This window comes from Streptomyces xingningensis, assembly GCF_054957865.1.
The window spans coordinates 49,784-74,613 of record NZ_JBDJPF010000022.1 but is presented as its reverse complement, the minus strand read 5'-3'; the positions used below and the strand labels follow the sequence as shown (position 1 = coordinate 74,613).

Below are 24,830 nucleotides of genomic sequence, written 5' to 3'. Positions count from 1 at the left end.
GGGTGCGGCCCTCCCGCCGTCTTGGCTGGAGCGCTGTGGCGCTCGCCGACCGGGCCGGGATGACGGAAGAAGACATTGAGCGCATCGAGGAGAGCGGCGTGGATCCGACGCTTGAGCTGATCGAGTGGCTGGCCACCGCGCTCGAAGCGGGTGCACATATTGATTCGCGGGCAACCCCCGAGTTCTGCTTCGAGGGTGATGCTGTCTGACTCGTACCACGGTCATGGACGCACGTGGTCAGAGGTTGCCGCTCTTGAGGGTGTGGATGAAGGGTCTCCAGCTTGCGGGTTGGAATATGAGGGCGGGGCCCTTGGGGGTCTTGGTGTCGCGTATAGGGATAGCGTTGGGGAGGTTGTCGGCGATTTCGACGCAATTGCCGCCATCTCCGTTGGTGTAGGACGATGTGCGCCACTTGGCGGTGAGTAAGTCAGGCGCGGTGCTCATGAGTTGCGCAGTCCTTCATCGCTGATTCGATCAGAGTCAGGGATGCCTCCGGCGACAACGCGGCGGCCCTGGCCAGATCGTATGCCGATTGAAACCGCGCGACCAGGGCAGGTTCCTCGATGAGTTGGCCTGTGTATGCGCTCTCGGTGTACGCGACAGGTGGTGCGTCATCGAATTGCATCAGCGACACCATGGTGTTCAGGAACGGATGCGGTCCGGCGGCGAACGGCATCACCTGGAGCACGATGTTCGGCCGGGTGCGAACCGACTCAATGAGATGGGCGAGTTGTTCGCACATGACTGCGGGGTCTCCGACGGTCACACGAAGTGCTGCCTCATGAATGATGGTCCAATCCACCGGCGCGGTTGGGCCTTCGAGTAGCTGTGTTCGCTCCATCCGGGCGCTGACGAGCTGCTCCACCACCTGCTGTGAAGCGAACCGCTGCGCAGCCCGGGTCAGTGCCCGAGCGTATGCCTCCGTCTGCAACAACCCCGGTACGAGCATGGGAGAGAACTCGCTGATGGTCCTCGCTCGCGGTTCCAGATCCGCCGCATCCGCGAAATAGTCCGCGACCTTCGATCGGCGTGCCAGACGGCACAGCCGCTGGAGGTGCTCCCCGCTCCCCAGGACCTCGTCGAATATCTTCGACAGCTCCAGCTGAGGCCGCCGGATCGCCGACTCGAACTGCCCCACATACGAGCCGGAACAGAACGCACGCTCCCCGAGCTGCTCCTGGGTGAGACCGGCGGCCTCACGCAGCCGCCGCAGTTCGGAGCCGTAGAACGCCCGGGGATCGGTGTACGGATCCGTGTTCCTGGACTGGGTCACGCTACCAAGCGTAGCGTGAACTGTTCACTGGGTTAGCGGAGTTGGCCGGTACGCACAAGGGCCGCAACCCCGTCCGGAGTCGCGGCCCTCGTCGTCACGATCCGGACCGGATCAGAACACCAGACGGTACTGGCCGAAGCCGCTGCCGATCTTCACCGGAGACTTGAAGGGGGACGAGGCCTTGCCCGTGCCCTTGTAGAGCCAGAGGGCGCCCTTCTTGTCCACGGCGAGCAGGTCGCTGTGGCCGTCGCCGTCCACGTCACCGGTGGCGACCAGCTTGGTGTACTGGTTCCAGCCGCCGCTGATCTTGGTGCGGCCCGTGAAGGGCTTGTTGATGTCACCGGTGCCCTTGTAGAGCCACAGCACACCCGACTTGTCGCGGGCGACGATGTCGGTCTTGCCGTCGCCGGTCAGGTCACCGCGGCCGGTGATCTGGGTGAACTGGTTCCAGCCGCCACCGATCCTCTTGCGGCCCCCGAGCTCGCCGGTGATCTTGCCCGGGTAGACCCACAGCACGCCCGACTTGTCGCGCACCACAAGGTCGGAGTCCTTGGAGCCGCCCAGGTCGCCGGGGGAGAAGAAGGTGTCGTACTGGCCCCAGTTGGTGCCGACGGTCAGGGCGCCGAACTTGCCGGCGAAGTACGCCCGGTTGCTCTTGTGCAGGAGGTAGCTGCCGATGCGGCCACCCCAGCGGTCGTGGACCTGGGTGGCGAACTTGAAGCTCTGCCAGGCCTGCTGGGATTCCTTGGTGTTCTTGCCCGCCTTGCGGGGCTTGAGACCGCCCTTGCCGTCGGGCGTGTAGAAGAAGAACTCGCCCTTGTTGTTGACGGCCTCGATCGGGAGGAACGGCGCCGCGCCGGTGGGCTCGGCCGCCGCGGCCTTGGCGTTGGCCCCGGCCTTGAGGTCCTGCTGTACGGCCTGGGGTGCGGAGGCCGGGCCGTCGGCCAGGGCCGTACCGGCGGTGGTGCCGACGAGCGCGACGGCGATCGCCGCGGTGACGACGCGCGACAGGGCGCGGTCGGAAACGTGGGTCACGTAAGACTCCATGTCTGGTGGGAAAGGGAGTTGGGGCACTGCGGAGAACCGCAGCGCCCCAGACGTGTGGGGGGAACGGGCCGGAAGACCGGACGGTCTTCACCCGGGGCTTGTGGGGCGAGGCGCCGCGCGGGCGGCCGTGCCGGGGCGGGCCGCGCCCCCGGTGAGGGGCGCGGCCCGTGGTGTGCTGCCGGAGGGGATCAGAAGACCAGGCGGTACTGGTTCCAGCCCGACTTGCCGATCTTCACCGGGGACTTGAAGGGGGCGGACGCCTTGCCGGTGCCCTTGTACAGCCAGAGCGCGCCCTTGCCGTCGACGGCCAGCAGATCGCTGTGGCCGTCGCCGTTCACATCGCCGCTGGAGAAGATGTGGGTGTACTTGCCCCAACCGCCGCCGATCCTGGTGCGGTCGGCAAAGGGCTTCCGGGCGTTGCCGGTGCCCTGGTAGAGCCAGAGGGTGCCCTTGGTGTCACGGGCGACCATGTCCGCCTTGCCGTCACCGGTGAGGTCGCCGCGGCCCGCGAGCTCGACGTACTCGCCCCACTCCTTGCCGCCGAGCCGCACATCGCGGGTGATGGTGCCGTTGTCCCTGGTGAGCAGCACCTTGGCGGTGCCGCCCTTGCCGAGTGCCACGAGGGAGGCATGCCCGGTACCGTCCAGGCTGCCCGGGGAGACGAGGCCGCGGTAGAAGTAGCCGAAGTTGGCCGCGACCTTGTAGTCCTTGCCGGTCAGGCCGTGGAAGAACAGGTCGCCGTTCTTCCCGATGACATAGTCGCCGTCGTGGCGGCCGTCCCCGTCGCGGTCGACCTGGGTCTCTTCCTTGATGACGGTCCGCAGCTTGTCGCCGCCCTGGCGGTGCTTCAGTCCGCCCTTGCCGTCGGCCTCGTAGAAGTAGAACTTGTCCGCCTTGGTGATGGCGCCGATCGGGAAGACCGGGGCGGCGGCGGTGGGGTTCTTCGCGGCCGTGCTGTTGTTCGCCGTACCGGCGGCCATGGCCGTGCCGGCGGTCCCCCCGACCAGAGCGACGGCGACCGCGGTGGTGACGAGGCGCGACAGACCACGCCCGGACTTGTGAGCCATGAGAGCTCTCCCCCAAATATGAGCAAAACTTAACTTTGTGGTGCCTTTCTGGACATGAAGGGCACCACAGGATCATCATGATTTTTACACAGTTTTCAGGACCGTCAACTACCTTCAACTACCTTTGTGGTGAACCCAACAGCTCGATTTCAGCCAGGTTCGCCTTGCCGCCGATGACTTTCAGCCGGTAGTGGCGGTAGGTGGCGGCGGTACGCAGTGCGAACACCCGTGTCTGCCGGTCCCATGTGAAGGACTCGTGTGCGCGCTGATCGGTTGCAGTCCAGTTCTCTTCGTCGTCCGAGCCCTCCAGGACCCAGCCGCGCGGGGCCTTCGTCCGGTCGGCGGAGGTGAGGGTGTAGGAGGACACCCGGGCCCCGGGGGTCACTTCCAGCGGGGCCACCGTGAAGGTGGCGTCCGTACGGGAGGTGCGGTCGGTCAGCGCCGAGCCGTCGGGCACGGTCACATCGGACGCGGGGGAGGGCACCCGGTCGTCCTGGGTGAGGGAGGTGGGACCGGCGTCCTCGCCGGTGGCCCAGGAGGACGGCCGTGGTCCCATGTCGAACTCGAGCGTTCCGCCGTTCGCCACCAGCGAGTGCGGAAGCGCGGTGGAGTCCCAGCGCTTGCCGTTCACCCGCAGCTCCTGCACATACACATTGCGGGAGTTGTTGCGCGGGGCCTTGACGACCAGATCGCGGCCGTTCTCCAGATGCACGGTGGCCTTGGTGAAGAGCGGCGAGCCGATCGCGTATTCGCCCTGGCCCATCACCAGCGGATAGAAGCCGAGCGCGCTGAAGACATACCAGGCCGACATCTCGCCGTTGTCCTCGTCGCCGGGACAGCCCTGGCCGATCTCGCTGCCGAGATAGAGCCGGGACAGCACCTCACGGACCTTTTCCTGGGTCTTCCAGGGCTGCCCGGCCGCGTCATACAGATAGGCGATGTGGTGCGAGGGCTGGTTGCTGTGGCCGTACATGCCCATGCGGACGTCCCGGGCCTCCGTCATCTCGTGGATGGTGCCGCCATAGGAACCGGCGAACTCGGGGGCGCCGGTCTCCGGGGTGGCGAAGAAGGCGTCCAGCTTCCTGGCCAGGCCCGCGCGGCCGCCATAGAGATTGGCCAGTCCCCTGGTGTCCTGGGGAACGGTGAAGGCGAAGTTCCAGCCGTTGGTCTCGGTGTAGTCGTTGCCCCACACCCGGGGGTCATAGCTGTCGGGCGAGAGCCGCCAGGCGCCATTTCCGTCCCGGCCCTGGAAGAACCCGATCCGGCGGTCGAAGTGCCTGACGTAGTTGCGGGCGCGGTTCAGGAAGTAGTCGGACTCCTCGCGGTAGCGGCTCTTGTGCGTCCGGGCGTAGAGCGCCTGCCCCATCTTCGCGATGCCGAAGTCATTGATATAGCCGTCAATGGCCCAGGACATGCCCTCCCGCGTTTCGGTGCTCGTATAGCCCCGGAAGACGGAGGTGTCCATTCCGCTGCGGCCGGTGCCGGGATTGACGGGCACGACGGTCGCGTTCTTGAGGGCGGCTTCGTACGCGGTCTCGGCGTCGAACCGCACGCCCTTCACATAGGCGTCGGCGAAGGCGATGTCGGAGCTGGTGCCGGTCATGAGGTCGGCATAGCCGGGGGAGGACCAACGGGTGGTCCAGCCGCCGTCCTTGTACTGCTGGACGAAGCCGTCGACGAGCCGGCCCGCCTGGCCGGGGGCGAACAGGGAGTACGCGGGCCAGGTGGTGCGGTAGGTGTCCCAGAAACCGTTGTTGACGTATACCTCGCCGTCGACGATCCGGGCGCCGGTGCGGGTCGGGGTGGACGCGCCCGAGGGCGGGGAGAAGGGGCTGGCGTAGCGGTGCCGCGGGTGGTCCCTGGTACCGGTGTTCTCGAATCCCGAATTGGGATAGAGGTAGAGCCGGTAGAGGCTGGAGTAGAGGGTGGTGAGCTGATCGCGGTTGGCACCCTCGACCTCGATGCGGCCGAGCAGGGCGTCCCAGGCGGCCCGGGCCCGGTCGTGGACCTGGTCGAACGAGGTGTGTGCCGGGATCTCCTGCTCCAGATTGGCCTTCGCCTGGTCGAGGCTGATCAGGGAGGTCGCGATGCGCAGGGTGACCCTGCGGTCCTGGTGCGGCCGGAAGCGCAGATAGCCGGTGACGTGTGAACCGCCGCCGCCCTTGGGCCGGCCGCCGGCGATCACGGGCGCATCGAAGACACCGTGAACGAACAGTCTGCCCGCGCCGGTTGACAGCGGGCTCCGCACATCGGACCAGCCGCTGAAGGTGCCGTGCGCAGGATCGAGGGTCAGGCCGCCCTGGTTGGTGACGTTGTCAAGGATGACGCTGGAGTTCTCACTCGGAAAGGTGAATCGCATCATCGCGGCATGGTCGGTGGGCACGATCTCGGATCTGAGCCCGTTGTCGAAGGTGACGCCGTAGTAGTGCGGCTTTGCGGTCTCGCGGGAGTGATGGAAGGGGAGGGCCCGTGCCGTGCGCGAGGCATTGGGGGTGCCGGCGGCCGCCGAGGGCATCACCTGGAAGGTCTGCCGGTCGCCCATCCAGGGGCTTGGCTGATGGCTTGCGCTGAAGGCCTGGATGGTGGGGAGGTTGTCGGCGTTGTTGCCGGCCGCGTACTGGTAGAGCCAGGTGAGGGAGCCCGCGTCGGTCACCGGGGTCCAGAAGTTGAAGCCATGGGGGAGGGCAGTGGCGGGGAAGGTGTTGCCACGGGAGAAGCTCGAACTGGAAAGGGTGCCACGGGTGGTGAGGGCGTAGTCCGCCGGATGGGCGGGCCGACCCTCCTCCGGGGCGGGCGCGAGGGAGACGTCGTCGATCCAGCCCCGGAACTTCGCGGGGCCGGTGGGCGAGTCATAGGCGACGAGCACCCGGGCCACGGTCTTGCCCGCGGCCACGGAGCCGATCAGCGACTCCTTGTTGTTCCACTGATTGACATAGAGCGTCTTGGAATCGGCTTGCCCCTGCGGGGTGAGGAGCGCCCCGTGCTGGTCGCGGGCGCCGAGTTCGCTGAGGTAGCTGCCGTCGGTGAAGGCGAGGTCGAGAGCGACATGGGTGGCGGGGTAGAGCGGGTCGCGCTCGGGCATGGCCGGAAAGACCTTGTAGGACAGCAGGGTTCTGGGAGTGACCCTGGTGTGCACGGAGAAGACCTTGTTGTACGCATAGGCGTGGCCGCGGGCCCGGTGGGTGCCTCCATAGCGCAGCGCATGGGTGCCGGTGAAGCCCGCACGGGCCTTGGCCGTGGGCGACCCGGTCGGGCCGTGGTCCACATAGCTGCGCATGCCGCGGGGCGGGGGAGCGCCGGTGTCGGCGGTGGCGAAGTCCACCTCGGCGAGCTGGATGAGGTCCTCGCCGCCGTTGCGGGTGATGTCCAGCCGGAAATGCCGATAGGAGGCGGTGTTGGTGAAGTCGAACTCCCGGGTCTGGAAGCGCCTTTCGAAGAGCTCGCCCTTGCGGGTGTCCAGGACCGTCCAGATCCGGCCGTCGTCGGAGCCCTTGAGTGTCCAGTCCCTGGGGTCGCGGCCGGCGGCGTCATTGGCGGAGGTCAGCGCATACCGTATGGTCTTGACCGGCTCGGAGAGGTCGAACTCCAGCCAGGCGGTCTTCTCGAAGGTCAGCCATTTGGTGCTGCCCTCGCCGTCGATCAGGTTCTCCTTGACCTCCCCACCCTCCCGGTTCTCCCCGCTGGCGCGGACGGCGGTGACGCGGTCGGCCACACTGCCGGGGATGCCACTGGTGTCCCCGCCGTCGATTCCGGAGGACTTCAGGCGCCCGTCCGGCCCGGTCTCCACGGTGTTGCGCCAATCGGGTTGCGGCTGGCCGGGCTCGAAGGAGGAGCTGAAGCGGTCCTGTCCGGCCTCGGCCTCCTGGCCGCTGCCGGAGGCCGCCAGGGCCCCGCCCGGGCTGATCTGAGAGACCGTCATCAATGCGGTGGCCACCAGGAGGGCCGCGGGGCGGACAAGCAGGCTGCGGCGGTGTCTGAGTCTCTGTCTCATCCTTTGCCTCTCCAAAGCTGACAACGTTGTCACCCCGGTTGCGCAATGCTAAGTAGGTCCTGAGAGGCCAGTGGTGTCAAGGCTTCCGGGGGTGGTGTCGCCTGGTGTCGGAGAGGTCTCAACTAGGGAAAGACTGATGGCCAAAACTGCTTCGATCTTGCCCAGTTGATATGAAGTGGACTATACCTGTCGGCGTCCGGGGCGACAGTGCGTCGCCTGTGATGGACCGGGGGGAAGGCGGCGGACGGCATCGCTCCGAGCACCCCCTCCCGGCGCACGCCCAGCACGTCAAGCTTCAACTGACCCGCGGTGTCGGGCCCTTCGTCGACGGCAAGTTCAACAGGGGAGACCGGTACACCGCCTGAGTCCTGGAGAAGGCGAGTACTTGAGCATGGGAACCACCTCGGAATTCGGTCGGCGTGATCTGATCAAACGGGCCGCCGGCCTCGGACTGATCGCGGTCCCCACGATGAGCGTGCTGAGCGCCTGCGCAAGCGGTGGCGATGACGACAACAAGCAGGTCGACAAGGGGCAGAAGAGCGACAAGAACCCGCTCGCCGTCAATGAGACCGCGCCACTCGATGTCGTCATCTTCAACGGCGGTTTCGGCGAGCAGTATGCGAAGGACGCGGAGGCCGAATACAAGGCGGCCTACCCGAAGGCCGACATCAAGCACGCCGCAACGCCCGACATCAGCCCCCAGCTCCAGCCGCGCTTCAACGGCGGCACCCCACCGGACCTCATCGACAACTCCGGCGCCAAACAAATGGACATGGGCACCCTGGTCGGCCAGAAGCAGCTGACCGACCTCAATGCCCTGCTGGATGCGCCATCCGTCGACGATCCCAAGAAGAAGGTGCGCGACACGCTGCGCCCCGGGGTCGTGGAGATGGGCCAGTTCGACGGCAACGAGACCTGGATCCTCTACTACGCCTACACCGTCTACGGGGTCTGGTACTCAAAGTCCAATCTGCAGAAGCTCGATGCGCAGTACCCCGAGACCTGGGACGACATGCTCAAGGTCTGCGAGGCGGCGAAGAAGAAGGGCATCGCCGGCTGGACATACCCCGGCAAGTTCCCGTACTACCTGCCGTTCAGCCTCTACCCGTTCATCGCCAAGATCGGTGGCGTCGAGGTGCTGAACAAGATTGACAACCTGGAGCCGAACGCCTGGAAGGACCCGGCCGTCAAGGCCGCCTTTGAGGCCTACTACGAGCTCTACAAGAAGGGCTATATCCTCCAGGGCACCCCGGGCCTCACCCACATCGAGTCGCAGACGGCCTGGAACGAGGGCAAGGCCCTGTTCATCCCGAATGGCTCCTGGGTCGAGAACGAGTCGAAGAAGACCACCCCCAAGGATTTCCAGATGGCGGTCGGGGCGCCCTCCAGCCTCGACAAGAGCGACAAGATGCCGTTCGGCACTCTCTGGGCCTCCGGCGGTGAGCCGTTCATCGTGCCCAAGAACGCCAAGAACCCGCAGGGCGGCATGGAGTTGCTGCGGATCATGCTCGGCAAGAAGTCCTCCCAGAACTTCATCAAGGCCGTCTCCTCGCTCACCTCCCTCAACGGCGGCACCCAGGGCCTGACCCTGCCGCCCGGCCTGGCCTCCTCCCAGGAGGTCCTCGCCAAGGCGGGCCAGAACGTGGTCAACCCCCGGCTGCAGGACTGGTATGTGGCCCTGCAGAAGGAGAAGATCGGGATCGGCGCGATCGGCGAGCTGATGGCCGGCCGGCTGACCCCTGACGACGCCATCAAGAAGATCCAGAAGTATGCGGACGACACCGCCAAGGACAGCTCCGTCAAGAAGTACAAGCACAAGTGAGCCCGCGTCACCAGCGGCGGTGCCCAGGATCGGGGTCGTAGGCCATGCAGCACGGTAAGTACCGGTTTATCGCCGGGTTTTTGATCCTGCCCCTGGCGATCTACGGCATCTTTGTCATCTCGCCGTTTGTCCAGGCCATCTACTATTCCTTCACGGACTGGACCGGACTGAGTTCGAAGTTCAAGGTCACCGGATTCGACAACTACCGGCGGCTCTGGGACGACGAGGTGTTCTGGAAGGCCGTCGGGCACAATGTGCTGCTGCTCCTGGTCCTTCCGCTGGTGACGCTGGGACTGGGCTTGTTCTTCGCCTTTATGCTGAACGTCGGCGGCCGTCGCAGGAAGAACGCGGCGGTGGCCGGCGTCCGGGGTTCGGGCCTCTACAAGGTCGTCTACTTCTTTCCCCAGGTGCTCTCGCTCGCGATTGTCGCCCTGCTGTTCCAGTTCGCCTACAACCCCAACAGCGGCGCGCTCAACTCCTTCCTGAGCGCCATCGGCCTGGACTCCGTGCGGCCGAACTGGCTGGGCGATCCGGAACTCGCGCTCTGGTGCGTCACGGCGGTGATGGTCTGGAGCAATGTCGGCTTCTATGTGGTGCTGTTCTCGGCCGGCATGGCCTCCATTCCCAAGGACTTCTACGAGGCGGCGCTGCTGGACGGCGCCAATCGCATCCAGACCTTCTTCCGCATCACGCTTCCCCTGCTGTGGGACACGGTGCAGACCGGCTGGGTCTATATGGGCATCATGGCGCTGGACGGCTTCGCCTTCGTCCAGATCATGACCGTGGGTCCGGGCGGCCCGGACTACTCCACCGAGCTGCTCTCCTACTACCTCTACACCAAGGCCTTCCGTGACGGACAGGCCGGATATGCGACGACCGTCGGGGTCGCGCTGCTCATCGTCACCATGATCTTCGCGGGCATCGTCATGAAGCTCGGCCGGCGCGAACGGCTGGAGTTCTGATGGCCGTACGCACGCACAACCACCTGGGGGTCGCACCGTGACCGCACAAGCCGAGCCCTCGGATCTCCCGGGCGCCCCGGCCGAGGCACCGCCCGGCATTCCGCGGCAGCGCGGCGGGCCGGGGCCGGCCGCGCCGCGGGGGCGAACCGGCGGCGAGGGCCGGGCCCTCAATGTCTTCTCGCACGCCATGCTGGTGCTCTGGGGTCTGATGGTCACCCTGCCCCTGCTCTGGGCGGTGATGAGCGCGTTCAAGACGGACAAGGAAATCTTCACCTCGCCCTGGGCGCTGCCGAAGAGCCTGCACTTCGACGCCTGGAGCCGTGCCTGGTCCCAGGCGCATATGAGCCAGTATTTCCTCAACTCGATTCTGGTGGTGACCGGTTCGCTGTTCGGCACCATGCTGCTGGGCTCGATGGCGGCCTATGTGCTGGCGCGTTTCGACTTCCCCGGCAACCGCTTCATCTACTTCCTGTTCGTGGGCGGGATGAGCTTTCCCGTCATCCTGGCGCTGGTCCCGCTGTTCTTCGTGATGAAGAACATGCAGCTGCTCGACACCTATCCCGGCCTCATCCTGGTCTATATCGCCTATTCACTGCCGTTCACGGTCTTCTTCCTCACCGGCTTCTTCCGGACGCTGCCCACCTCGGTGGCGGAGGCGGCGCTGATCGACGGGGCCTCGCACACCCGGACCTTCTTCCAGGTGATGCTCCCCATGGCCAAGCCCGGGCTGATCAGCGTCGGCATCTTCAACTTCCTCGGCCAGTGGAACCAGTACCTGCTCCCCACGGTCCTCAACGTCGGCGACGAGGACAAGCGGCTGCTGCCCCAGGGGCTGGTCGCCCTGGCGGCCACCCAGGGGTACAAGGGCGACTGGTCGGGGCTCTTCGCGGGCCTGGTGATGGCGATGCTGCCGGTGCTCGCCGCATACATCGTCTTCCAGCGGCAGGTGCAGGCCGGGCTGACGGCCGGCTCCCTGAAGTAGCAGCCCGCGTTGCGCGGGGCCGGTGCCTCGGAGCCGGTGTCATATACGTCGATTACATCGATCCGCAGGGCGTACCACCAGTCCGCGGTGGCCAGTTGAGGGTCCTCGCGTGTTGCCGGGCCGTTCCTTGGGAGGCGTGGCCGGGCGGCTCGGTGGGCGGTGACCGGGTGCGGCGGATTAGCCCGTTCGGGCGATGGGATCTGCCGGTGGCGCCCATCGGTCACCGGGGGCTTCGGCCGCCCTGGGGCGAGGGCGCCGGACGGGCCCCCGGGCCGCGCTGTGCGGCCCGCTCCGTACGATGTGGGCGGGTCGGCCGATACCTGGGCCTTGACGTGATCTATGCCATGCGGTGGCCTGAGCTTAGAGTTCATATGTTGTATGGATGGCCGGGCTCTGCAGCCGTAGCCCGGCGGGCGGGGCGGTGGTCGTGCCGTGCTGCCGCCCTGGTAGTGAGGTGGGAGTGAATGGGCGTGGAGACTCCGGGGTCGCAGTCGTCGCTGCACCGGGCCAACCTGGAGCGGGTCGTGCGTGCGGTGCGCATGGCGGGGGCGCTCACCCAGGCGGAGATCGCCCGGGCCACGGGCCTGTCGGCGGCCACGGTCTCCAATATCGTCCGGGAGCTGAAGGACAACGGGACGGTGGAGGTGACGCCCACCTCCTCCGGCGGTCGGCGGGCCCGCAGTGTCTCGCTGTCCGGTGACGCCGGGATCGTGGTGGGGGTCGACTTCGGGCACACCCATCTGCGCGTCGCCATCGGCAACCTCGCCCACCGGGTGCTGGCCGAGGAGGCCGAGCCGCTGGATGTGGACGCCTCGGCCGCCCAGGGGCTGGACCGGGCGGAGTATCTGGTGAAGAGCCTGATCGCGGCCTCGGGCATCAGCCCGCGCAAGGTCGTCGGGGTGGGGCTCGGTGTGCCGGGGCCGATCGATGTGGCGTCCGGGGTGCTGGGCTCGACCGCGATCCTGCCGGGCTGGGCCGGCACCAACCCCCGGGACGACCTGGCGACCCGGCTGGACGTGCCGGTGTATGTCGACAACGATGCCAACCTCGGCGCCCTGGGCGAGCTGGTCTGGGGGGCCGGCCGGGGGGCCGTGGACCTCGCATACATCAAGGTCGCCAGCGGGGTGGGCGCCGGGCTGGTGATCAACGGGCAGATCTACCGGGGGCCCGGGGGCACCGCGGGGGAGATCGGGCACATCACGCTCGACGAGTCGGGCCCGGTCTGCCGGTGCGGCAACCGGGGCTGTCTGGAGACCTTCACCGCGAACCGCTACGTCCTGCCGTTGCTCCATTCGGCTCATGGCACCGACCTGACCGTGGCGCGCATGGTGCGGCTGGCGCGCGACGGCGACGCGGGCTGCCGGCGGGTGATCGCGGACGTCGGCCGGTACATCGGCAGCGGAGTGGCCAGCCTCTGCAACCTCCTCAACCCCAGCCGCGTGGTGCTCGGCGGCGACCTCGCGGAGTCCGGCGAGCTGGTGCTCGCACCCATCCGGGAGTCGGTCTCGCGCTATGCGATCCCCAGCGCGGCACGGCAGTTGGAGGTCGTGCCCGGTGCGCTGGGCGGCCGGGCCGAGGTGCTGGGGGCGCTCGCGCTGGTGCTGAGCGAGATGGGTGACTCGACCCTGCTGGACGACACCCTGCCGGCCGATCTCGGCTGACCCGGGGTACTTTGTCTCTCCTGAGCCTCTTGAGTTCACTTAGGTAATGAATGGCATCGTTGCCATCTCGTTAAGGATTTACTTCTTGACGCTCTGTTGGCGCCCGAGTTGACTGCCAGCCACCTCGGCCGCAACGGCGCGGCCTCGTCAGGGAGGTATCCGCAAGTGAACACGCATATGCGTCGTGCCGTGGTGGCCGTGGCCACTATCTCCATGGCCGCCGTGGTCGCCGCCTGTGGCAGTGCCAAGGAAGCGGGCGACAGCGGCAAGAAGAAGGACGGCAAGGGCTCGCTGACCATCGGGCTGCTGCTGCCGGAGAATCAGACCGCCCGCTATGAGCGGTTCGACAAACCACTGATCGAAAAGAAGATCAAGGAGCTGGCGGGCGCGGACACCACCGTCCTCTACGAGAACGCCACCCAGAACACCTCCACCCAGCAGCAGCAGGTCGACACGATGATCACCAAGAAGGTCGACGCGCTCATCGTCGACGCGGTGGACGCCAAGTCGATCGCCGGCTCGGTGAAGAAGGCCAATGACAAGGGCATCCCGGTCGTCGCCTACGACCGGCTGGCCGAAGGCCCGATCAAGGCGTACACCTCCGTCGACAACGAGCGCGTCGGCAGGATCCAGGGTGAGGCGCTGCTCAAGGAGCTGGGCGGCAACGCCGCCAAGGGCGAGATCGTCATGATGAACGGCTCGGTCACCGACCCCAACGCCAAGATGTACAAGGACGGTGCGCACTCCGTGCTCGACGGCAAGGTCAAGGTCGGCAAGGAGTACGACACCAAGGAGTGGAAGCCGGAGAACGCCAACGAGAACATGAAGGGCGCCATCTCCTCGCTCGGCAAGGACAAGATCGTCGGCGTCTACTCCGCCAATGACGGCATGGCAGGCGGCATCATCACCGCCCTCAAGAGCGCCGGCTACGCCAAGCTGCCCCCGGTCACCGGCCAGGACGCCGAGCTGGCGGCCGTCCAACGCATCCTGGCCGACGAGCAGTTCATGAGCGTCTACAAGCCGTACCAGCCCGAAGCCGATGCCGCCGCCACCATGGCCGTGACCCTCGCCCGGGGCAAGAAGCTGGACTCGGTCGCCAAGTCCACCGTGGACAGCGGCTCGGAGAAGAGGATCCCCGCCATCATCGTCACCCCGCTGGCACTGACCAAGGCCGACATCGGCACCTATGTCGGCAAGGAGGGCTTCTTCGCCCTGGACGAGATCTGCACTGCCAGGTACCAGGCGCAGTGCGACAAGGCCGGCCTGAAGAAGTAGGGCCATCACCGCGAGCCGTCACGGCGAAGGAGCTGATTCACGTGTCCGCTGCGCCCGTACTGGCGTTGCGCGGGATCTCCAAGCGGTTCGGTGCCGTACAGGCGCTCACCGATGTGGAGCTGGAGATCCGCCCCGGCGAGGTGGTCGCCCTGGTCGGCGACAATGGCGCCGGCAAGTCCACCCTGGTCAAGACGATCGCCGGGGTGGGGCCCGCCGATGACGGCGTCATCGAGTGGGAGGGCAGGCCGGTCGATGTCGACCGGCCGCATGTCGCCCAGGAGTTGGGCATCGCCACCGTCTACCAGGACCTCGCGCTCTGCGACAACCTCGATGTCGTGGGCAACCTCTTCCTCGGCCGGGAGATCGCCCGGGCCGGGGTGCTGGACGAGGTCGAGATGGAGCGGCTCGCCCGGGAGCTGCTCGCCACTCTGTCCATCAGGATCCCCAGCGTCCGGATCCCCGTCGCCGCGCTGTCCGGAGGGCAGCGCCAGACCGTCGCGATCGCCCGCTCGCTCCTCGGCGAGCCCAAGGTCGTCATCCTCGACGAGCCCACCGCCGCGCTGGGCGTCGAACAGACCGCACAGGTCCTCGACCTGGTCGAGCGACTGCGCGAGCGGGGCCTGGGCGTCATCCTCATCAGCCACAACATGGCCGATGTGCAGGCCGTCGCCGACCGGGTCGCGGTGCTGCGCCTCGGCCGTAACAACGGCACCTTCGAGGTGCGTTCCACCACCCAGGAGGAGATCATCTCTGCCATCACCGGCGCCACTGACAACGCTGTCACCCGCCGCACGGCGCGCACCGCGGAGGCCCAGAAGTGACCACCGAACTGTCCGAGGACGAGCCCCGGGACACCGCGCCCATCGCAGTGACGCCGGTCGACCCCCGACTGCTGGTCCGCGAGGAGGGCTTCGCCGGCTATGGGCGCGAGTTCGCCCGCAAGCTGCGCAGCGGCGACCTGGGTTCGCTGCCCGTGGTGGTCGGGCTGATCGTCATCTGCCTGGTCTTCCAACTGCAGGACACCGCCTTCCTCGGGGCCGAGAACCTCTCCAACCTCTTTGTCACCACCGCCGGTACCGGCCTGATCGCGGTCGGCATCGTCTTCGTACTGATCCTCGGCGAGATCGACCTGTCCGTGGGATCGGTGAGCGGACTCGCCGCCGCGATCTTCGCGGTCCTCAATGTCAACCACGGCATGGCGGAGTGGCAGGCGTTCGTCCTGGCCCTCCTCTCGGGCACCCTCGTCGGCGCGCTGCACGGCTTCTTCTTCGCCCGCATCGGCGTCCCCGCGTTTGTGGTGACGCTGGCCGGACTGCTGGGCTGGAACGGCCTGATGCTCCAGGTGCTGGGCTCCGACGGCACCATCAACCTCGATGACTCCGGGCTGGTGGCCGGCCTGACCAACCACTACTTCAGCGATATCGCCGCCGCGTACGGGCTGGCCACGGCGAGCGTGCTCGGCTACTTCCTGGTCTCCTTCCGGGACGCCAGGCGGCGCGAGGCCGCCGGGGTGCCCGCCCGCCCGCCGGCCGAGATCGTGGCCCGGACCGCCGCCCTGGCGGTACCCGCCTATGCGGCGGCCTGGCTGTTCAACCAGTACAAGGGGCTGCCGCTGGCCGTGGTGATCTTCCTCGGCTCGGTGGTGGCCTTCGACCTGGTGCTGCGCCGCACCTCGTACGGGCGGAAGGTGTTCGCGCTCGGCGGCAGTGTGGAGGCGGCCCGCCGGGCCGGCATCAATGTCTCCGTCGTCCGGATCTCCGTCTTCGCGCTCTCCGGCACGATGGCGGCGCTGGGCGGGATGTTCCTCGCCTCGCAGGTCAATGCCGCCAACCAGTCGTCCGGCGCGGGCAGTCTGCTGATGAACGCCATCGCGGCGGCCGTCATCGGCGGCACCAGCCTCTTCGGCGGCCGGGGCAAAACCTGGTCGGCGCTGCTGGGGGTGCTGGTGATCCAGTCGATCGCCTCCGGGATGGCGCTGCTGGGCATCGCCTCCGCGGTCCAGTACATGATCACGGGCGCGGTGCTGCTGGCGGCGGTGGTGATCGACTCGCTGTCGCGGCGCACCCAGAAGACGGCGGGGCGCGCCTGATCGCCCAGTGGGATGCGGGTCCCGCGCCGGAGGCGAGTCGCTGCGCCGATCGGGTGACATAGCTCGCATCACCCGTTCATCGTCATCGCGGGCGGAAGATTAGACTCGACCGACCGGTAACGCTCGACAGCTCGACAGCTTAAGGAGGCACGGGTGGCCCTGCTGACCCGCATCAGGGGACCGCGCGATCTGGACCGGCTGAGCCCCGAGCAGCTCGGCCGGCTCGCCGCGGAGATCCGGTCCTTCCTCGTCGAAGCAGTCTCCAAGACCGGCGGACACCTCGGGCCCAACCTCGGCGTGGTCGAGCTGACCATCGCCCTGCACCGGGTGTTCGACTCCCCCAAGGACAAGGTGCTCTTCGACACCGGGCACCAGAGCTACGTCCACAAACTGCTCACCGGACGCCAGGACTTCTCCGGGCTGCGCGCCAAGGACGGCCTCTCCGGCTACCCCTCGCGAGCCGAGTCCGAGCACGATGTCATCGAGAACAGCCATGCCTCCACCGTCCTGGGCTGGGCCGACGGCCTCGCCAAGGCCAACCAGGTGCTGCGGCGCGACGATCACCATGTGGTCGCCGTGATCGGTGACGGCGCCCTCACCGGTGGCATGGCCTGGGAGGCGCTCAACAACATCGCGGTCGCCAAGGACCGCCCGCTGGTGATCGTCGTCAATGACAACGAGCGCTCCTACGCCCCCACCATCGGCGGCCTCGCCAACCACCTGGCCACCCTGCGCACCACCGACGGCTATGAGCGCTTCCTCGCCCGCGGCAAGGATCTGCTCGAGCGCACCCCGGTCGTCGGCAAGCCGCTGTACGAGACGCTGCACGGGGCCAAGAAGGGGCTCAAGGACTTCATCGCCCCGCAGGGCATGTTCGAGGACCTGGGCCTGAAGTATGTGGGCCCGATCGACGGCCATGACATCGAGGCCCTGGAGTCCGCCCTCCAGCGCGCCAAGCGCTTCAACGGCCCGGTCATCGTGCACTGCCTCACCGAGAAGGGCCGCGGCTACCAGCCCGCCGAGCAGCACGAGGCGGACCGCTTCCATGGCATCGGGGTCATCCACCCGGACACCGGCCTGCCGGTGGCCGCCTCGGGCGCGAGCTGGACCTCGGTCTTCGGGGACGAGATGGTCGCGCTCGGCCGCGAGCGCGAGGACATCGTCGCCATCACGGCGGCCATGATGCAGCCGGTCGGGCTGGGCAAGTTCGCCAAGGAGTTCCCCGACCGCGTCTATGACGTGGGGATCGCCGAGCAGCATGCGGCAACCTCGGCGGCCGGGCTGGCGACCGGCGGGCTGCACCCGGTCTTCGCGGTGTACGCCACCTTCCTCAACCGGGCCTTCGACCAGGTGCTGATGGATGTCGCCCTGCACCGGTGCGGCGTCACCTTCGTCCTCGACCGGGCCGGGGTCACCGGTACCGACGGGCCCAGCCACAACGGCATGTGGGACCTGTCGATCCTCCAGGTGGTGCCCGGCCTGCGGATCGCCGCCCCGCGCGACGCCGACCAGGTCCGCGCCCAGCTCCGGGAGGCCGTCGAGATCACCGACGCACCCACCGTGGTGCGCTACTCCAAGGGCACGGTGGGCCCGGCCGTCGAGGCCCTGGGCAGGATCGGCGGCATGGACCTGCTCCGCCGCCCCGCGGAGGGCACTGCCCGGCCGGACGTCCTCCTCGTCTCCGTCGGCGCGCTCGCCCCGATGTGCCTGGAGATCGCCGCTCTCCTCGACAAGCAGGGCATCTCCTCCACCGTGGTGGACCCGCGCTGGGTCAAGCCCGTCGACGAGGCGCTGCCCGGGCTCGCCCAGCAGCACCGTGTCGTGGTCACCGTCGAGGACAACAGCCGTGCGGGCGGCGTCGGTTCGGCCGTCGCCCAGGCGCTGCGCGACGCGGCGGTGGACCTCCCGCTGCGCGACTTCGGCATTCCGCAGCGCTTCCTGGACCACGCCTCCCGCAAGGAGGTCATGGCCGAGATCGGGCTCACCGCCCCGGACATCGCCCGCCAGGTCACCGGGCTGGTCGCCAAGCTCGACGGACTCGCCGACGAGGCCGTCACCGACACCGGCGAGGCCGTCGCGGACACCGCCGAGGTCGCCCGCGACTGACCGCACGGCCCATCGGCCCCGGGGCCGGCCGGAACCCCCTATCCGGGTGGTCCGGCCGGCCCTTCGGCATGCCGGGGCCTGCCTTCCATCGGGTGAAACCCGCCCGGGGCGGCTGTGGCCGCCCCGCCACAGCCCGGGTCATCGCGGACACTCGCTCATCAGCTTATGAGTTCATGCGCGTGGGCGACGCAAGGCCGAGCAGGTGGAGGTGAGCCGATGGACAAGGAGCGATCCACCCGGAAGGGTCGCGGCCGGAGCGGCATGTTCCGGACCAAGACCGTCGAGGAGTCCATCCGGGACACCGAGGAGCCGGAGCACGCGCTGAAGAAGTCGCTCTCCGCGCTCGACCTCGTCGTCTTCGGCGTCGGTGTGGTCATCGGCACCGGCATCTTCGTCCTCACCGGAAAGGTGGCCAAGGAGAATGCCGGGCCCTCGGTGGCCCTGGCCTTCGTCCTGGCCGGCTTCGTCTGCGGGCTCGCGGCGCTGTGCTACGCGGAGTTCGCCTCGACCGTGCCGGTGGCCGGGTCCGCGTACACCTTCTCCTATGCCTCGCTCGGCGAATTCCCCGCCTGGATCATCGGCTGGGACCTGACCCTGGAGCTCGCCCTGGCCTGTGCCGTGGTGTCGGTCGGCTGGTCGGGCTACATCCGCTCGCTGCTGGACAGCGTGGGCTGGCATCTGCCGGGCTTCCTGACCGGCCCGCACGGGGGCCGCTTCGGCTTCGACATCCTCGCCTGTGTGCTGGTGCTGGCGATCACCGCGATCCTGGTCTTCGGGATGAAGCTCTCCTCGCGGGTGACCGCGGTGGTGGTCGCGGTGAAGGTGACCGTCGTGCTGATCGTGATCATTGCCGGGGCCTTCTTCATCACCGGTGCCAACTACGACCCCTTCATCCCGCCCTCCCGGAGCAGTAGCGGCGGCAGCGGACTCGCCGCCCCGCTCATTCAGCTGGTGTTCGGCTTCACCCCCTCCAACTTCGGTGTCATGGGCATCTTCGCGGCCGCCGCGATCGTCTTCTTCGCGTTCATCGGCTTCGACATCGTCGCCACCGCCGCGGAGGAGACCCACAATCCCCAACGCGACCTGCCGCGGGGCATTCTCGGCTCGCTCGTCATCTGCACGGTGCTCTATGTGGCCGTGTCCATCGTCGTCACCGGCATGCGGAAGTACAACCTGCTCTCCGTGCAAGCGCCCCTCGCCGATGCCTTCAAGGATCTGGGGCACCCCTTCTGGGCGGGGCTCATCAGCTTCGGCGCGGCGGTCGGCCTCACCGCCGTCTGCCTGATCCTCCTGCTCGGACAGAGCCGGGTGTTTTTCGCCATGAGCCGCGACGGGCTGCTGCCGAGGGTCTTCTCCACCGTGCACCCAAGATTCGGCACGCCCTATCGCTCCACCATCGCCCTGGGCGTCGTCGTCGCGATCGTGGCCGGCTTCACCTCGATCGACGTGCTGGCCGAACTGGTCAATATCGGCACGCTCTTCGCCTTTGTCGTCGTGGCACTCGGCGTCGTCATTCTCCGCCGCACCCGGCCCGATCTGCCGCGCGCCTTCCGCACCCCGTTCGTACCGGCCGTTCCCGCGTTGTCGGTGCTCGCCTCCCTCTGGCTCATGCTGAACCTGCCCGCGGAGACCTGGCTGCGGTTCGCCGCCTGGATGGCGCTCGGCGTCGTCGTCTACTTCGGCTATGGGCGACGGCACAGCCGGGTGGGTGCGACGAAGCCGTCGTAGCGGCGGATCGTCGTAACGGCGGGGAGCCGGGCGTCCGAAGCCGTATTCCGGCCGGAATTCCCGGGCCCGCACGATGTTATTGTCGAGGGTCGGAAACACCGAGGAAACCGCTCCGCGCACTGCGGAATTGGGCCCGGGGACGAGGGTTTCGGACCCCGGCAGGGTCCGCGCGAGAGAGGCTGGCAGCGACTCATGGCAGTGCGGACGGCCACCCCCACCACCGGCTGGCTGATGCGGGGCAAGGACGGCCGGCTGACGGCCTACACACCCGCCCGGGGCGGCCTGCTGCGCTGGACCGAGACCCGGCCGGGCGGCCCGGAATGGATCCCCGAGCGGCTGCCGGTGCCCGGACTGGAGCCGCATCTCTCCATATCCCAGACCCCACAGGGGTATGTGTATCTGACCGGGGTGCGCACCCGGGAAACCGACGACGGCCGGACCATCACGGAAGTGGTCTATGCCACACAGCTGCAGCCGGGCCGGGCGCTGACCCCCTGGCGGTCGATCGCCACCCCCTATGGCCAGGACTGGCAGCGGGCGGCGCAGATCGGGGCCCCGGCGACGGTCGTGGACCGGGCCGGCCTGCACGTCTTCATACGCAACGCCGGCGGCGGGGTGTGCGGGCGGCACATGGACGCCAAGGGCGTCTGGGGCCCCTGGGCGGACCTCAAGGGCAGCAATGTGCTCGATACGCTCTCCGCGGCGGCAACCGAGGACGGGCGGGTGGAACTGCTGGCGCTGACCGGTGAGTCCGTGCAGAGCTGGCGCCAGGAGGAGCCCGGCGGGCAGCTGCGGCGGGTCCGTAACATCCCGGCGAAGCCGCTGGCCTCCTCCGGCACGTCGGTCCCGGCCGGTGACGGGCGCATCACCCACTTCTGGCGGGACGCCACGGACTCGGTGCTCCAGGTCCACACCCCCGACCCGGCCGCCGACCCGGATGCGGAGGCTCCCGCCCCGGTCTCGCTGAGCTCCCTCGGGGACGGCGGCGCCGGTCCGGTCGCCGCGCTCCGCACCACGATCGGCGGGCACGACTGCACCGTCCTGGCGCAGCGGGCGACGTCCGGGCTGCCCGCGGTGGCCGCCTATCCGACGGGGGACGCGGCGGCGGGGGCGTACTGGTCGGAGACCGGGGAGGAGTGCGCCGGAGCCCCGGCGCTGGCGCTGGACGCGCACGGCCGGCTGGTGCTTGCCGCTGTCACGCCGGACGGCGGTCTTTGCGTGGCTCGTCAGAAGGACGAGCCGGGGCTGGCGCTGGGCCGGTGGGTGCGGGCTTAGGCACCGGCCCCGGTTCCCACCGCGAACACGACAAACGCCGGACGGGCCGGATGGTGAGTCATCCGGCCCGTCCTTGCGTTCGGCCGGTTATGCCGCCGGTACGCCGGCGACGCCCTGGGCCAGGAACCGCTTGCCGGTGACCCGCTCGGAGACGCCTGCACGGTCCAGGTAGGGGGTGATGCCCCCCAGGTGGAAGGGCCAGCCCGCGCCTGTGATCAGGCACAGGTCGATGTCCTGTGCCTCGGCCACCACGCCTTCGTCCAGCATCAGGCCGATCTCCTGCGCGACGGCGTCCAGCACCCTGGCGCGCACCTGCTCCTCGGTGAGGACGACATCGCCCTGCACCAGCAGCGCCGCCACCTCGGGGTCCAGCTCCGGCTTCCCGGAATCGTGGACGTAGAAGCCGCGCTTGCCCGCCTTGACCACCGCGGCCAGGTTCGCCGAGACCTTGAAGCGGTCCGGGAAGGCGCCGTGCAGCGTCTCGGAGACATGCAGGCCGATGGCCGGGCCGACCAGCTCCAGCAGCACCAGCGGGGACATCGGCAGGCCGAGCGGCTCGACGGCCCGCTCGGCGGTCTCCACCGGGGTGCCCTCGTCGATGACGTTCTGGATCTCGCCCATGAAGCGGGTCAGGATGCGGTTGACGACGAACGCCGGGGCGTCCTTGACCAGCACGGCGGTCTTCTTCAGCTTCCTGGCCACCCCGAAGGCCGTGGCCAGCGAGGCGTCGTCGGTCCGCTCGCCGCGCACGATCTCCAGCAGCGGCAGGATCGCCACCGGGTTGAAGAAGTGGAAGCCGACCACCCGCTCGGGGCGCTTCAGTTTCGACGCCATCTCGGTCACCGACAGCGAGGAGGTGTTGGTCGCCAGGATGGTGTGCTCCGGCACCACCGCCTCGAGCTCGGCGAACACCTGCTGCTTGACGCCCATCTCCTCGAAGACGGCCTCGATGACGAAGTCCGCGTCGCCGAAGGCGGCGGCCTTGTCCAGGGAGCCGGTGACCGCGGCCTTGAGGCGGTTGGCCTTGTCCTGGTTGACGCGGCCCTTGAGCAGCAGCTTGTCGATCTCGCCGTGGACATAGCCCACGCCCTTGTCGATGCGCTCCTGGTCGATGTCGGTCAGCACGACCGGCACCTCCAGGCGGCGTACGAAGAGCAGCGCGAGCTGAGAGGCCATCAGGCCGGCGCCGACCACACCCACCTTGGTGACCGGGCGGGCCAGCGACTTGTCCGGGGCGCCGGCCGGGCGCTTGGCGCGCCTCTGCACCAGGTTGAACGCGTAGATGCCGCTGCGCAGTTCACCGCTCATGATCAGGTCCGCGAGGGCCTGGTCCTCGGCGTCGAAGCCCTGGCGCAGATCGCCGTTCTTGGCACCGGCGATGATGTCCAGTGCGCGGTAGGCGGCCGGGGCGGCGCCATGCACCTTGGAGTCGGCGATCGCCCGGCCGCGCTCGACGGCCCGGTCCCAGGCCTCGCCGCGGTCCACCTCGGCCCGTACCACCTCGGTGTCGCCCTTGAGGACGGACGCGGTCCAGTCCAGCGAGCGCTCCAGGAAGTCGGCCCCCTCGAACAGCGCGTCCGCGATGCCGAGTTCGAAGACCTGCTTGCCCTTGAGCTGGCGGTTCTGGCTGAGCGAGTTCTCGATGATGACGGTCACCGCACGGTCCGCGCCGATGAGGTTCGGCAGCAGGGTGCAGCCGCCCCAGCCCGGGACGAGGCCGAGGAAGACCTCGGGCAGCGAGAAGGCGGGCAGCGCGGCCGAGACGGTGCGGTAGGTGCAGTGCAGGCCGACCTCGACGCCACCGCCCATCGCGGCACCGTTGTAGTACGCGAACGTCGGGACGGCCAGCGAGGACAGCCGCCTGAAGACGTCATGGCCACCCTTGCCGATGGCGAGCGCGTCCTCGTGCCGGGCCAGCAGTTCGACGCCCTTGAGGTCGGCGCCGACCGCGAAGATGAACGGCTTCCCGGTGACGCCGACGCCGGTGATCTCACCGGCCCTGGCCTCCGCCTCGACCTGGTCGAGCGCGGTGTTCAGGTTCGCCAGCGACTGCGGGCCGAAGGTGGTCGGCTTGGTGTGGTCCAGGCCGTTGTCCAGCGTGATCAGCGCGAACCGCCCCGCGCCGTGCGGGAGTTCGAGGTGACGGACCTGTGCCTGGGTGACGACCTCGGCCGGAAAGAGCTCGGCCGCACCCTTCAACAGCTCGGTGGTGTTGCTCATGCGCTGACCTCGCTCCGCTCGGCCGTGCATTCGCACGGTGCGCACCTTCTGATGGTTCGCTCGCTGCGCTCGCTCACTTGCCGCCTCCGACGTAGTGCGGGTTCTCCCAGATGACCGTGCCGCCCATGCCGAAGCCGACGCACATCGAGGTGATGCCGTAACGGACCTGCGGCTGCTCCTCGAACTGCCGCGCGAGTTGCGTCATCAGGCGGACGCCCGAGGAGGCGAGCGGGTGGCCGAAGGCGATGGCGCCACCGTACGGGTTGACGCGCGGGTCGTCATCGGCGATGCCGTAGTGGTCCAGGAAGGCCAGCACCTGGACCGCGTAGGCCTCGTTCATCTCGAACAGGCCGATGTCGTCGATGGTCAGGCCGGCCTTGGCCAGCGCCTTCTCCGTCGCCGGGATCGGGCCGTAGCCCATCACCTCGGGCTCGACGCCCACGAACGCATAGGAGACCAGCCGCATCTTGACCGGCAGGCCCAGCTCGTGCGCCACATCCTCGGCGGCGATCAGCGAGGCGGTCGCGCCGTCGTTGAGCCCGGAGGCATTGCCCGCGGTCACCCGGCCATGCGGGCGGAACGGGGTCTTCAGGCCCGCCAGCGCCTCCATGGTGGTGCCCGGGCGCATCGGCTCGTCGGCGGTGGCCAGGCCCCAGCCGATCTCCCCGCCCTCGGGCGAGGTGCGGCGGATGGCGATCGGCACCAGGTCGGCCTGGATCTTGCCGTCGGCGTAGGCCTTGGCGGCCTTCTCCTGGCTGCGCATGCCATAGGCGTCGGAGCGCTCACGGGTCAGCTGCGGGAAGCGGTCGTGCAGGTTCTCCGCGGTCATTCCCATGACCAGGGCGGACTCGTCGACCAGCTTCTCCGAGACAAAGCGCGGGTTGGGGTCCACGCCCTCGCCCATCGGGTGGCGGCCCATGTGCTCGACACCGCCCGCGACGGCCAGGTCCAGGGCGCCGAAGGCGATGCCACCGGCCACGCTCGTCACGGCGGTCATCGCCCCGGCGCACATCCGGTCGATGGAGTAGCCGGGCACGGACTGCGGAAGACCCGCGAGCAGGCCCGCGGTGCGGCCCAGGGTCAGACCCTGGTCGCCGATCTGGGTCGTCGCCGCGATGGCGACGTCCTCGATCCGGGCCGGGTCCAGGTCCGGGTTGCGGCGCAGCAGCTCCCGGATGCACTTGACGACCAGGTCGTCGGCGCGGGTCTCGTGGTAGATGCCCTTCGGGCCCGCCTTGCCGAACGGGGTGCGGACGCCGTCGACGAAGACGACGTCCCTAGCGGTACGAGGCACGTTGGCTCTCCTCCAGGTGCGGATCGCTGCGCGCGGGC

18 protein-coding genes are annotated in these 24,830 nt (G+C 68.4%); 11 read left to right on the top strand and 7 right to left on the bottom strand.

The features are described from left to right. The first annotated feature begins 2 nt into the window (after positions 1–2). Entirely contained in the window at positions 3–209 is a 207-nt protein-coding gene (locus ABCR83_RS14195) for a helix-turn-helix domain-containing protein (RefSeq protein WP_462695345.1), read from the top strand. A 28-nt stretch (positions 210–237) separates the two neighbouring features. On the opposite strand, the gene ABCR83_RS14190 is transcribed toward ABCR83_RS14195, so the two are convergent. The 5 genes from ABCR83_RS14190 to ABCR83_RS14170 all read right to left on the bottom strand — a co-directional run bounded on the left by ABCR83_RS14190 (position 238) and on the right by ABCR83_RS14170 (position 7,378). Then, complete coding sequence (locus tag ABCR83_RS14190; RefSeq protein WP_462695322.1) at positions 238–444, bottom strand: DUF397 domain-containing protein; 207 nt, start codon at positions 442–444, stop codon at positions 238–240. Then, complete coding sequence (locus ABCR83_RS14185; RefSeq protein ID WP_462695321.1) at positions 428–1,273, bottom strand: helix-turn-helix domain-containing protein; 846 nt, start codon at positions 1,271–1,273, stop codon at positions 428–430. The genes ABCR83_RS14190 and ABCR83_RS14185 overlap by 17 nt, the downstream gene beginning before the upstream one ends. A 111-nt stretch (positions 1,274–1,384) precedes the next feature. Then, positions 1,385–2,308 (bottom strand): FG-GAP repeat domain-containing protein, encoded by a 924-nt coding sequence (locus ABCR83_RS14180; protein WP_462695320.1) that lies wholly within the window; start codon positions 2,306–2,308, stop codon positions 1,385–1,387. A gap of 200 nt (positions 2,309–2,508) precedes the next feature. Beyond that, positions 2,509–3,387 carry an FG-GAP repeat domain-containing protein gene (locus tag ABCR83_RS14175; protein WP_462695319.1) on the bottom strand — a complete coding sequence of 293 codons (879 nt, stop codon included), beginning with the start codon at positions 3,385–3,387 and terminating at the stop codon, positions 2,509–2,511. Between the two features lie 118 nt (positions 3,388–3,505). Continuing rightward, the gene (locus ABCR83_RS14170) at positions 3,506–7,378 is read right to left on the bottom strand and encodes a GH92 family glycosyl hydrolase (protein ID WP_462695318.1); all 3,873 of its coding nucleotides are present in this window, start codon (positions 7,376–7,378) and stop codon (positions 3,506–3,508) included. Positions 7,379–7,769: 391 nt separating this feature from the next. Here ABCR83_RS14170 and ngcE point away from each other — a divergent pair, with 391 nt between their 5' ends. The 10 genes from ngcE to ABCR83_RS14120 all read left to right on the top strand — a co-directional run bounded on the left by ngcE (position 7,770) and on the right by ABCR83_RS14120 (position 21,278). Beyond that, complete coding sequence (gene ngcE, locus ABCR83_RS14165) at positions 7,770–9,200, top strand: N-acetylglucosamine/diacetylchitobiose ABC transporter substrate-binding protein (protein WP_462695317.1); 1,431 nt, start codon at positions 7,770–7,772, stop codon at positions 9,198–9,200. A gap of 44 nt (positions 9,201–9,244) precedes the next feature. Continuing rightward, positions 9,245–10,162 (top strand): carbohydrate ABC transporter permease, encoded by a 918-nt coding sequence (locus ABCR83_RS14160; protein ID WP_462695316.1) that lies wholly within the window; start codon positions 9,245–9,247, stop codon positions 10,160–10,162. 37 nt (positions 10,163–10,199) lie between these two features. Then, positions 10,200–11,144: a carbohydrate ABC transporter permease gene (locus tag ABCR83_RS14155; RefSeq protein ID WP_462695315.1), complete on the top strand. Its 945-nt coding sequence runs from the start codon at positions 10,200–10,202 to the stop codon at positions 11,142–11,144. 470 nt (positions 11,145–11,614) lie between these two features. After that, positions 11,615–12,805, top strand: a complete 1,191-nt coding sequence (locus ABCR83_RS14150) for an ROK family transcriptional regulator (protein ID WP_462695344.1) — start codon at positions 11,615–11,617, stop codon at positions 12,803–12,805. A gap of 165 nt (positions 12,806–12,970) precedes the next feature. Next, complete coding sequence (locus ABCR83_RS14145) at positions 12,971–14,080, top strand: substrate-binding domain-containing protein (RefSeq protein ID WP_462695314.1); 1,110 nt, start codon at positions 12,971–12,973, stop codon at positions 14,078–14,080. 32 nt (positions 14,081–14,112) lie between these two features. Then, positions 14,113–14,901 carry an ATP-binding cassette domain-containing protein gene (locus ABCR83_RS14140; protein ID WP_462695343.1) on the top strand — a complete coding sequence of 263 codons (789 nt, stop codon included), beginning with the start codon at positions 14,113–14,115 and terminating at the stop codon, positions 14,899–14,901. Continuing rightward, positions 14,898–16,169, top strand: a complete 1,272-nt coding sequence (locus tag ABCR83_RS14135; protein WP_462695313.1) for a sugar ABC transporter permease — start codon at positions 14,898–14,900, stop codon at positions 16,167–16,169. Before ABCR83_RS14140 ends, ABCR83_RS14135 begins: the two co-directional genes overlap by 4 nt. A 153-nt stretch (positions 16,170–16,322) precedes the next feature. Beyond that, a complete protein-coding gene (gene dxs / locus ABCR83_RS14130; RefSeq protein ID WP_462695312.1) occupies positions 16,323–18,275 on the top strand; it encodes a 1-deoxy-D-xylulose-5-phosphate synthase in 1,953 nt (650 codons plus the stop codon). Positions 18,276–18,491: 216 nt separating this feature from the next. Further along, complete coding sequence (locus ABCR83_RS14125) at positions 18,492–20,003, top strand: amino acid permease (protein ID WP_462695311.1); 1,512 nt, start codon at positions 18,492–18,494, stop codon at positions 20,001–20,003. A 192-nt stretch (positions 20,004–20,195) separates the two neighbouring features. Further along, entirely contained in the window at positions 20,196–21,278 is a 1,083-nt protein-coding gene (locus tag ABCR83_RS14120) for a PLL family lectin (protein WP_462695310.1), read from the top strand. A gap of 87 nt (positions 21,279–21,365) precedes the next feature. Here ABCR83_RS14120 and ABCR83_RS14115 read toward each other — a convergent pair whose 3' ends face one another. Together ABCR83_RS14115 and ABCR83_RS14110 are read right to left on the bottom strand one after the other, a co-directional pair. Further along, positions 21,366–23,498 carry a 3-hydroxyacyl-CoA dehydrogenase NAD-binding domain-containing protein gene (locus tag ABCR83_RS14115; protein WP_462695309.1) on the bottom strand — a complete coding sequence of 711 codons (2,133 nt, stop codon included), beginning with the start codon at positions 23,496–23,498 and terminating at the stop codon, positions 21,366–21,368. 73 nt (positions 23,499–23,571) lie between these two features. Next, on the bottom strand, positions 23,572–24,792 hold the full coding sequence (locus ABCR83_RS14110) for a thiolase family protein (protein WP_462695308.1): 1,221 nt from the start codon (positions 24,790–24,792) through the stop codon (positions 23,572–23,574). Positions 24,793–24,830: the final 38 nt, after the last annotated feature.